General features: G+C 32.1%; 11 protein-coding genes. 10 read left to right on the top strand and 1 reads right to left on the bottom strand.

The window, feature by feature from the left end:
- A partial coding sequence (locus tag IX290_RS10660; RefSeq protein WP_211493171.1) for a hypothetical protein occupies positions 1-241 on the bottom strand: 241 nt, incomplete at its 3' end.
- Positions 242-307: 66 nt separating this feature from the next.
- Between IX290_RS10660 and IX290_RS10655 the strand changes: the two genes are divergently transcribed.
- The 10 genes from IX290_RS10655 to IX290_RS10615 form a co-directional block, all read left to right on the top strand.
- The gene (locus IX290_RS10655) at positions 308-2,893 is read left to right on the top strand and encodes a phage tail tape measure protein (RefSeq protein WP_211493170.1); all 2,586 of its coding nucleotides are present in this window, start codon (positions 308-310) and stop codon (positions 2,891-2,893) included.
- A complete protein-coding gene (locus IX290_RS10650) occupies positions 2,893-3,111 on the top strand; it encodes a tail protein X (protein WP_211493169.1) in 219 nt (72 codons plus the stop codon). The genes IX290_RS10655 and IX290_RS10650 overlap by 1 nt, the downstream gene beginning before the upstream one ends.
- Positions 3,112-3,116: 5 nt before the next feature.
- On the top strand, positions 3,117-3,875 hold the full coding sequence (locus IX290_RS11680) for a hypothetical protein (RefSeq protein WP_249168937.1): 759 nt from the start codon (positions 3,117-3,119) through the stop codon (positions 3,873-3,875).
- Entirely contained in the window at positions 3,868-4,314 is a 447-nt protein-coding gene (locus IX290_RS11675) for a hypothetical protein (protein WP_249168936.1), read from the top strand. Before IX290_RS11680 ends, IX290_RS11675 begins: the two co-directional genes overlap by 8 nt.
- 61 nt (positions 4,315-4,375) lie before the next feature.
- Complete coding sequence (locus IX290_RS10640; protein WP_211493168.1) at positions 4,376-4,864, top strand: phage baseplate assembly protein V; 489 nt, start codon at positions 4,376-4,378, stop codon at positions 4,862-4,864.
- Complete coding sequence (locus IX290_RS10635) at positions 4,861-5,379, top strand: phage tail protein (protein WP_211493167.1); 519 nt, start codon at positions 4,861-4,863, stop codon at positions 5,377-5,379. The genes IX290_RS10640 and IX290_RS10635 overlap by 4 nt, the downstream gene beginning before the upstream one ends.
- 10 nt (positions 5,380-5,389) lie before the next feature.
- On the top strand, positions 5,390-5,695 hold the full coding sequence (locus tag IX290_RS10630; protein ID WP_211493166.1) for a hypothetical protein: 306 nt from the start codon (positions 5,390-5,392) through the stop codon (positions 5,693-5,695).
- On the top strand, positions 5,692-6,789 hold the full coding sequence (locus tag IX290_RS10625) for a baseplate J/gp47 family protein (protein ID WP_211493165.1): 1,098 nt from the start codon (positions 5,692-5,694) through the stop codon (positions 6,787-6,789). The genes IX290_RS10630 and IX290_RS10625 overlap by 4 nt, the downstream gene beginning before the upstream one ends.
- Positions 6,786-7,424: a phage tail protein gene (locus IX290_RS10620; protein ID WP_211493164.1), complete on the top strand. Its 639-nt coding sequence runs from the start codon at positions 6,786-6,788 to the stop codon at positions 7,422-7,424. Before IX290_RS10625 ends, IX290_RS10620 begins: the two co-directional genes overlap by 4 nt.
- A partial coding sequence (locus tag IX290_RS10615) for a phage tail protein (protein ID WP_211493163.1) occupies positions 7,414-8,156 on the top strand: 743 nt, incomplete at its 3' end. The genes IX290_RS10620 and IX290_RS10615, both read left to right, overlap by 11 nt.

Here is an 8,156-nt window from a genome sequence, read left to right as displayed (position 1 = left end):
TATCTTTATCAGAGATTAATAGTAAAAAGTAAGGGAGTCCAACTAAAGGTAAAAAAATAAATTCCCAATAGTGGGTATAATAACCAAAGTAAGGACTGTAAACATAACGTATAACAGCCCATCCAGCAATAGGGATAAATAGACAAATTATGAATAGAATAACTAACATATATGCTGTATAACAAGCTGCTGCTACATAAACAAAAATATTAAATAAAATATTTTCAATTTTTTCTTTCATAATCCTCACCCCTTTTATTTTTAGTATAAAATAAAAGTAAAAAAAAGTCAATTAGGAGGTGAAACAGTGTCTAGGGATATAAGTTTAAATTGGATAATAGGAGTTGCTGGTGTTGCTGGAGTTCTGACTGGTTTATCGAAAGTTGCTCAGTCTGCTTCAAAGGTATCAGATGAAACATCAAAATTAGTTGAAACACAAAAGAAACTAGAAAAAATAGACAAAGTACAAGAAAATTTCAAGAAAGCAAGTTTTGAATATATAAATGCAACACAAAACTTAAAAGCATTGCGAGAAGAGTATTATCGAAATGGACAAGGAAATGCTCAATTTGCAAAAATAGTAAAAGATGCAGAAAAGTATGTAGGTAAATTGAATCAACAAAAAGAAAGACAAAAGCATGTATTTAATGCTGCCAGATCAGAACTTGAAAAAGAAGGTATTGCACTAAAAGACTACAGAAAAAAAATAATCGAAGTAAATGAAAGTTTAAAAAAACAAGAGGAGTATAAGAAAAGAATAGCTGAGATAAAAGATATTGAAGAAACACGAGAACAATTTGAGAGAAAAGGGCAAGAGCATCTTTCCAGAGGACTAAAATTAGGAGCTACTTTTTTAGCACCAGTAAAATTATATGCTGACTTAGAAGAATCACAAGCGGATTTAAAGAAAATGATTGATTTTAGAGATAAAGCTGAGGAGGAAGCTTATTTTGAAAAGATAAGAACTTTAAGTGAAAAATCTCCATTAAAACAGATTGAGGTATATGAAATTGCTGGAGCTGCGGCACAAGCTGGAATTGCAAAAGAAGATATAGTTGAATTTACAGATAGAGCAATGAAATTAAAAGTAGCTTTTGATATGAGCACTGAAGCTTCAGGAGAATTCATTGCTAAATCTAAGGAACAATTAGGATTAACTCAGCAGCAAACCTTTGCATTTGCTGACACTATTAACTATATGGCTGACAATACTGCAGCACAAGCCAGCCAATTGGTGGAAATCTCAAATAGAGTAGGTGGGGTTGCAAGAACTGCTCAGGTCAGTAAAGAAGCAAATATCGCCTTAGGAGCTACCTTACTATCTATGGGAACATCAGCAGAAGTGGCATCTACAGGGTTGAAGCAGTTATACCTACAATTGAGTAAAGGTGGAGATACTAAAAAGAAAGCTATAGCTTTTGAATTTTTAGGATTTGATCCTAAGACTATAAATGAGGATATGGCCAAAGATGCAGAAGGAACTATTGTAAGAGTTTTAGAAAAAATCAATCAATTAAAAGATGCAGACAAAGCTGCGGTATTAAATGATTTATTTGGAGAACAGGCAATTAACTCCGTTTCAACTTTGGCATTAAATATTGACAAAGTTAAAGATAATCTGGAAAAAGCTCATAGCGAAATGACTAACGGATCGGTCGACAAAGAATATGCAAATAGAATGAATACATTAACCAATATATTCAGACAAGACTTCAATCAAATTATGAATACATTAGCTGATATTGGAAAGAGTTTAGCTCCGGAAATTAAAGAGTTCTTGATATCAGTTAAAACTATTTTACAGACGATTGCTAATTATGTTAAAGAAAATCCCAAATTAGTTGCTAATATAATGAAATTAATTGGGGCATTAGCTATTTTTAATTTAGCCTTGGGAACATCAAATAAATACCTATTTTCCTTTTTAATAAAAGGGTATATTTGGTTTAGTAAGTTTTTTGCTTTGAAAAAAGTATTTGGGATTGCTGGAGCATTAAAGAAAATGTTTCCGTTATCATCTAAGCTATTTGGATTTTTATTTAAGTCAGGTAAAATATTGTGTAAAGGAATATTGACAATAGCTAAATTGGGTGGAAAGTTTTTAGTAGGTGGATTAAGTAAATTGATAAGTATAGTTAAAGCTGTAGGTTTGGCAATTAAGGCAGCATTTATTGCAAATCCTGTTGGTGTTATAGTAGTCGCAGTTATAGCAGTAATTGCGATATTTGTAACGCTATATAAAAAAGTAGAATGGTTCAGAGATGGAGTAAATGTAATATTTGATGGTTTAAAAACATATTTTTCAGGAGTATGGAAAATAATCTTAGGTATATTTACTGGAAATTTTGATTTGATAAAAGAAGGGTTTGCATCCATGATTGAAGGTGTAAAGAAGATTTTCAGTGGACTAACTGATATAGTAAAAAATACATGGAATTATATTAAAGGACTTTTTACAGATACTAATGAAAAAACCGAAAAGATAAAAGACAGTGCCGTTAAGAGTTCAGAAAACACTCCTAAGGTTCCTGAGCATTGGATGGGAACAAATAATTTTGCTGGTGGATTAACATCCGTAGCAGAGAGAGGACCAGAGCTTATAAATAGTAATAATTACAGCTATTATGTTGCTTCACCGTCTCTAATGAATTTGAATAAAGGAACTAGGATACTAAATGCGAGTGACACAAGAAAAACTTTATCTGACAGAGTTAAACAGTTAAAAAATAATTTAACAACATCTATTAAGAACAATACAAGTAATACAACAAATTCCAGCTATACAATCAATATAGTATGTAATGGAAACAATAATAGCTCAGATATAGCAAGAGAAGTTGAAAAGGTACTAAAGAATATAGAAAGTAAAAAAAGAAGGACGGTGATTGCGTAGTGTTAGTTGATGTTTATAGAACTGAAAATGGAGATACCTGGGATTTAATAGCGTATAAAATCTATGGAAATGAATTATTTATGCATGATTTAATGAGAGCAAATGTTAATTTAATAGATATAGCTGTATTTGATGCTAATATCCCAATAATAGTGCCACTAAAATCTCCTACTATTGATACTAATGCCGATGCTAATTTGCCTCCTTGGAAGAGGTAAAAATAATGTTAGCTGATAATATAAAAGTTATTGTTTATTTTCAGGGGGTTGATATATCTTCTGAAATTCAAAATAGTATATCATCATTAACTTATACAGACAATTCGAAAAATGCAGTAGATGATTTAGAATTAGTAGTTGAGAACTTTGACGGAAGATGGCTTAAAGAATGGTACCCAGATGAAAATGCAAGATTGAATGTGAGAATATTACAGACTAAACATGGTATTCCGAAGATTCTAAATCCGGGAACTTTTTATGTTGATGAACCTACATTTTCTCCCAACGTATTAAATTTGAAATGCTTAGCTTTACCACTGAATGAGAATATAAGGCAGCAGAAGAACAGTGTAGCGTGGCAAAAAATAACACTGTCTGAATTAGTTAATCAGATTGCAGAAAAACATAAAATGCAGTCAGAATTAGAGTGTGAGGATGAATATTTTGAAAGATTGGATCAGGATAGAGAAACAGATTTAGCATTTTTAAGTAGAATACTTTCGGAGCAAGCACTTTCATTGAAAATAACCAATGATAAAATAGTTGTTTTTGATGAATGGAAGCTTGAAAAGGAACAGAGGGCAATACAAACTTTCAGCATAACCGATTACAGATTACGAGATTACACACTAAGGAAGAAAAATCAAGATGTTTTCGATGCAGTGCAAGTTAGTTATTATGATGCTGATAAGAAGCGGCATGTAATAGAAACGATTACGAAGGAAGAGCTTACACAGCGAAATGAGGTAAGAACTGATGAGTGATTATAGTAAATTCAAAGATGAGTATGAGAAAAAATCAAAAAAAACTGAGGAGAAAAAAAATACAGTTAAAAAGATTAAAACGAAGGGGAAAACTGATTCTCGAAAAATAGCTAAAAAGATTCTTAAAGAGTCTTTGAAGCAGGAATACTCGATAGAGTTGACAGTAGACGGAGATACGAGTTATTGCGCTGGTGCGATAATAGAATTAGATGAGAGTTTCGGGAAATTTCAAGGGCGGTATATTATAGATCAGGTAATACACCAGGTAGATGGAGATTACTCCTGTCAAATTGTCGCATTTAAAATCGGAGCAAGAGAAAATGCAGAAAGAAAAGCCAAGGAAAAAGATGCTAAAAAATCTAAAGAAACTAAAAAGAAGGAGAAAAAAGAGTGGAACGGCAAGGGAAGCTATATGGAATGGAAAGAGATGAATAAATGATTTTAAACTCGGTATTATTACTGAGTTTTTTTATGCAGAATTTAGAATGGAGGAAGAAAAAATGTTAGATATACTGAAACAGGGAGAGATAAATGAGATTGATGTAAAAGCCGGAAAAGCAAGAGTTATTTTTCCTGATAGAGATAATAAAATAAGCGATTGGTTGAATATATTAGTGCCTTTCTCAGAGTCACATCAGGATAATTATAATCTTGAAATTGGCCAAACAGTAGTTGTTTTATCTATTCCCGATATGATGGAACAAGGATATATATTAGGATGTCCGATGAGAAATTCTAATATAGAAAAAGAAGAAGTAAGAAGAACTTTCTCAGATGGTGGATTATATAGTTATCATGCTGGTATTTTGACATTATCTCCTCTTTCAAAAGTTATAATTACTTCTGATGTAGAAATAAAAAAGAACCTACTTGTAGGAGGCAATGTAACAGTTACAGGACAAACAAAAACAAGTGGAAGTTTAGTATTGGATACTCATACTCATCCTGGAGTTCTTTCAGGAAAAGATAAAACAGGAGGTCCACAATGATTGGAAGTTTTGGAGATATCTTATTTAATGTCAGTGAATACAATGTATTTACCTTAAAAGAGGAATTAAAAAGGACAAGAAGAGCTAGGATATCAGAGCATAACCCTATTTATGGTGTTAGCACATTAAGACATCAAGGAAGGGAGCTTATTGAGGTAACTTTTTCTGTAGAATTATTATCAACTATCACGCCAATGCCAGGGCTTCAAGCTCAGAGATTTAAAGAGTATGTTGAAACTGGAAGATACGAGCCACTGATAATCGGATTACATACTATGAGCGAGTTCCCCTTTATAGTCACCGAAGTAGAGGAGACGATGTCATATTTCAACAGTCTAACAGGTGATTTCGATAAGATTGTATTGGATGTAACACTGAAAGAATATGTGGATAATCCAACTTATTATCAGACTAAGGTGGCCCATGTGAATAAGAAAATACCAATCTTAGAAACAGGGGAAAAAGACAAAATAGAAACAGAGCAAGATAAAAAAGTGAATACATTTAAGAAGTAGAGGTTTTAGAATGGGATATTTAATTAGAAGTGATGATGTTATAAATTATAAACCTAGAAATGTAGTTGAGGACGTTATGAGAAACGTTCACATGATTTTAAGAATATTGGAGAGTGAACAGCCACTTGATAGAGGGTTTAGTTTGAATCCAAATATAGTAGATAAAAAAATGACTCAGGTAAAACACCTTTTATTTGGCTTTATGATAAAAAAACTAAAGCAATATGAGCCAAGGGCAATTCTAAAAAATTTAGAGATTGAGCTATCGAGTGATGAAAAACTTATAATCATGGTTGAAATTGAGGTGATTCAATGAGTGAAATAATAGATTCTAATGCAAGATTTTTAAAAGCAAAAATGATGAAGAAATATGAAGAATTATCTAACTTAACTTTGACGAAAGCAAGTCCAGAAACACATATATTTGGCGCGGTTGCTTATCTTCTAGCTATGCGCGAGGAAGAGTATAACGATGCTATAAAACAAAATTACTTGAGGTTTGCTAGAAAGGATAGATTGGATTTACTTGGTGAAATTTATGGTGATAGAGGAATAAGAAACAAGGAACAGTTTGCCAAAGCCACATTCAGATTCCACATTATAAGCCCTAAGACTAAAAAGATTATTATTCCTAAGGGGAGTCTAATAAAACATGGAACTATATATTTTGCAACTGATGAGGAATATGTAATTCAAGTGGGACAGGAATATGTTGAAGGAGTAGCTACCTGTACAAAACCTGGTATCGAGGGTAATGATATAGAAATAGGAGCTATAAATACGATGGTTGACTTGTACCCGTATTTTGAAAAGGTTGAAAATATAACGATTTCAAATGGTGGAACTGATATAGAAACGGATAGCAATTACAGGGAGAGATTAAGACTGGTACCAGATAGTTTTACAACTGCTGGGAGTAAAAAATCATACGAGTTCTGGACTAAGAGCACTTCTCCAAAAATAATAGATGTATTTGTTTCAAGTCCGAGTCCGTGTGTAGTTAATATTCATGCGCTAACAGGTGAAGGGGCTGCCTCGAGTGAGTTGAAGAAATTAATTAAAAACCAATTAAATGATGAGTTTAAAAGACCCTTGACAGATAAAGTTGTACTGGTGGATCCAGAGCAAATTAATTATGATATTAACTTAGATTACTATATAGATAAACAAAAGGAAGTTGAACTAGCTGAAATAAAAGAGAAGATTGCAAAGGCAATAGATAAATTTATATATGACCAACGAAGAGTCTTAGGAAAGGATATAAATCCTGATGATATAGTACAAATCTTAAAGAACGTAGGTGTGAAAAGATGTGTGATAACTAGCCCTAAATTTACAATAATAAATAGAAATCAATTTGCTGTATGCGGAAGTAAAAATATAAACTATGCAGGAGCTGAAGAAGAATGATTAGAATAAAAGATTTACAGTTAATAGATATAGCTGCGACTTCAACTCTAAGTGATGTAAATACCTTGAATATCTACAAATGCATAGATAGTGTATTGAAAGAACAAGATGATAGATTCAGAGATAAACTCAATCTTTTAGAAAGTATAGATAGAATGACAAATGATGAACTAGACCTGATGTTTTGGGGATACTCTGACCATGTGGGGAATGTGGAGATTGATCAGAAAAGAAAACTTTTAAAGAAAGCCGTACTATCTAGAATTACTAGAGGCACAACAGGAGTCTTGAGAAAAATGTGCAAGGAGCTGTATAAAGGGTTTGAGGTTGAGGAATGGTTTGAATATAATGGAGAACCTGGGAAATTTAAAATCAAGACTCGAGATGAATCTATTAGAGAGGACAGCTATCTAGAATTGATAGACACTATAAATCATTATAAAAATGTAAGAAGTCATTTAGAAACTGTGGAATTGAATATTGTAAGGAATAGTGGAATACAGTTTGCAGCATTTAAAGAGATAAGAATTTTGGAACAGAAGGAAAACAGAAAATTAGATATTTTAATAACTTTGAATCCTAAATTTAGTGGATTTAAAGAGTTAATGGGGGTGCAAATTAGAAATGAGATTTAATGGCTTAACAAATCAAGGAAAAGCCTATTTGGCTAAAATTCAAGCAAATCAATCAGCAATAAAATTTAAAAAGATAGTAATAGGCGACGGACGGTTAGATGAACATGATAATCCCTTAGAGTTAAAAACTTTAATAAATAAAAAATTTGAGAAAGGAATTATATCAAAGGAGCAAAAAGGGGATATAGTTACTTTGTTGACCTATGTTGATAATGTAAGTTTATCACAAGGGTATTATCCAAGAGAGATAGGTGTTTATGTTGATGATAATGGAGTAGAAGTGCTCTATTACTACATGAATGATGGGGACGAAACGAGCTGGGTGCCACCAGAATCATATGGTCCTTTTAAAATCGAGTTAAAATTAAATATAATAGCAAGTAATTCAGATAGTATTATAGTGAATAATCTAGCTAAAGAAATGTATGTAAGCAAGGATTATGTAGACACTCAGTTGAAGAAAAAAGAAGATGTAATATCAAAGGGAAGTGCCTTCAATAAAAATTATGGTATTACAAAAGGGACAACATTAGAAGGAGATAAATATAGTGTTATGGAAGGTATAGCCGGGGATAAGATTAATCCTGGATTTATCCAAGACAGTGGAGAAAAGAAAGAGAACAAGTTTTACTTGGATAAAAATACTGGAAGACTATATAGATGCTTAAAAACTACTCAAAGTACTACAAATTCTACTGATTTTTTTAGAGATGTTTCTCTGGCAAATATTAA

The organism is Fusobacterium sp. DD2 (genome assembly GCF_018205345.1).
Taxonomy (GTDB): domain Bacteria; phylum Fusobacteriota; class Fusobacteriia; order Fusobacteriales; family Fusobacteriaceae; genus Fusobacterium_A.
This window is presented reverse-complemented; position numbering and strand designations above follow the sequence as displayed.

What these genes read in the sequence shown, in the direction of transcription:
- IX290_RS10635 (WP_211493167.1), top strand. Translation starts at nt 4,861, where the DNA reads ATGATTGGAAGTTTTGGAGATATCTTATTTAATGTCAGTGAATACAAT.
- IX290_RS11680 (WP_249168937.1), top strand. Translation starts at nt 3,117, where the DNA reads ATGTTAGCTGATAATATAAAAGTTATTGTTTATTTTCAGGGGGTTGAT.
- IX290_RS11675 (WP_249168936.1), top strand. Translation starts at nt 3,868, where the DNA reads ATGAGTGATTATAGTAAATTCAAAGATGAGTATGAGAAAAAATCAAAA.
- IX290_RS10630 (WP_211493166.1), top strand. Translation starts at nt 5,390, where the DNA reads ATGGGATATTTAATTAGAAGTGATGATGTTATAAATTATAAACCTAGA.
- IX290_RS10625 (WP_211493165.1), top strand. Translation starts at nt 5,692, where the DNA reads ATGAGTGAAATAATAGATTCTAATGCAAGATTTTTAAAAGCAAAAATG.
- IX290_RS10620 (WP_211493164.1), top strand. Translation starts at nt 6,786, where the DNA reads ATGATTAGAATAAAAGATTTACAGTTAATAGATATAGCTGCGACTTCA.
- IX290_RS10640 (WP_211493168.1), top strand. Translation starts at nt 4,376, where the DNA reads ATGTTAGATATACTGAAACAGGGAGAGATAAATGAGATTGATGTAAAA.